Genomic DNA, 1,523 nt, shown 5'->3' with positions numbered 1-1,523 from the left:
TTTTGTATGGGAAGTAACTTGTACTTTTGAAGCTAGTTGGTAACTTGCTGCACAACGCTGCTTTTGGGTAAAACCGAAAGCAGTGTTGTTTTTGTTTTGCCAAATTGACAAAATTGTTTCTGATTAATATTATAAAAATAAGTTAAACGTAAATTGCAATAATAAATTGAACATTTATACTGCTTGATAGATATGATCTAATTCTTTCTCAAAGATTTCATCTGGAGTATGATATGCCAAGATCTTTCTTGGTAGCGAATTGCACCAGGTTTCAATATTAATGATATCTTGAAGAGAATAGTTATTGATGTAATCACCTTTGGGAATAAATCTGCGAATAAGGCCATTGTGTCTTTCAACAGTGCCTTTATCACAAGAAGTATATGGATGAGCATAGTAAACCAGGGTTTTTGAAACTGTCTCCAGATTGGATAAATCCGCAAACTCTGATCCATTATCAGTTGTAATTGTCTTAAAGATGTCATTCCAATGTTCACTATACTGTTTGCGCAGAGCCTGAAAAGCAGTCATCACACTGGCGGCTGTCTTATCAGGAATACGCAAGATTAAAAATTCACGGCTCATTCGTTCAGACAAAGTTAGCAGTACTTGATCATCCTTAGTTTTATGTCCTAAGACTAAATCGCATTCCCAGTGGCCAAATTCCTTACGATCATTGATCTCCTTGGGACGTTCTTCAATACTTCGGCCAAGCTTTTTCTTATTTTTACGAATGCGATGTATTTTAGTATTGCGCTTTAACTTTTCTGGCAAATCAGAATTTCTCATACCCATTAAGCATTGATCTACATAGTTGTACAAGGTTCTAGTGCAAACTACCTGATCACGAGAAAATTCTCCTAAAGCTAAGCAGCGATTGGCACATACATCAAGAGACCAGCCATCTTCGCAGAAATGCTTATTAACGTATTTGATAAAGTCAGATTTCTTTAAGAAATCTGATTTACGACCGCAATTCTTACGATGTATTTGGTAAGCTTTATCACCTTGTTGTGCCTTATAGCGTTTTTGCTTACCATGATAAAGCAAAACAGTACCACGTTTAACCTCATAACTGATAGTAGAAGGAGAGCAATCAAGCTCACGAGCAATAGCCCTAAGAGAGAAACCGTCTTTAATACGGGTCTGAATAACAACCCGTTGCTCAAATGATAAATGCTTTCCCTTTTGGTGCTTAGGCATGATAGAATGTAAAGAGTCCATTTGTGACCTCCAATAGATGTTTTTGTGGTCATTAACATTCTATCAAACAGGTCCAAATGGACTTTTTTATTTTTCTAAAGTGTTCAATTTGATTTTACAATCGGCGAAAATAAGTTAAATTAAGTTTAAGCAAAAAATTATTAAAACAGGAGCGACAATTATGCAGCTAAACGGTAAAAATTCTCACCTAGCTAAAGCTTTACACACCAAATTAAGTCAACTTCGAGCTGGTCACGGTGCTGCTTGTGCTGCAGCAGTAGTTTATCAAAATGACTTGCTAGCCGAGTGTGCAGTTGGTA

At 36.3% G+C, this 1,523-nt stretch carries 1 protein-coding gene; it reads right to left on the bottom strand.

The features are described from left to right. Nucleotides 1–174: 174 nt before the first annotated feature. Nucleotides 175–1,224 carry an IS30 family transposase gene (locus KI210_RS09030; RefSeq protein WP_099202218.1) on the bottom strand — a complete coding sequence of 350 codons (1,050 nt, stop codon included), beginning with the start codon at nucleotides 1,222–1,224 and terminating at the stop codon, nucleotides 175–177. Nucleotides 1,225–1,523 lie beyond the last annotated feature (299 nt).

The organism is Lactobacillus corticis, assembly GCF_018327645.1.
In the GTDB taxonomy this organism is placed as follows: domain Bacteria; phylum Bacillota; class Bacilli; order Lactobacillales; family Lactobacillaceae; genus Lactobacillus; species Lactobacillus corticis.
The sequence above is the reverse complement of the archived record's forward strand: the minus strand, read 5'-3'. Positions and strand labels throughout refer to the sequence as shown.

Coding starts and splice junctions, on each gene's coding strand:
- KI210_RS09030 (WP_099202218.1), bottom strand. CDS start 1,224: ATGGACTCTTTACATTCTATCATGCCTAAGCACCAAAAGGGAAAGCAT.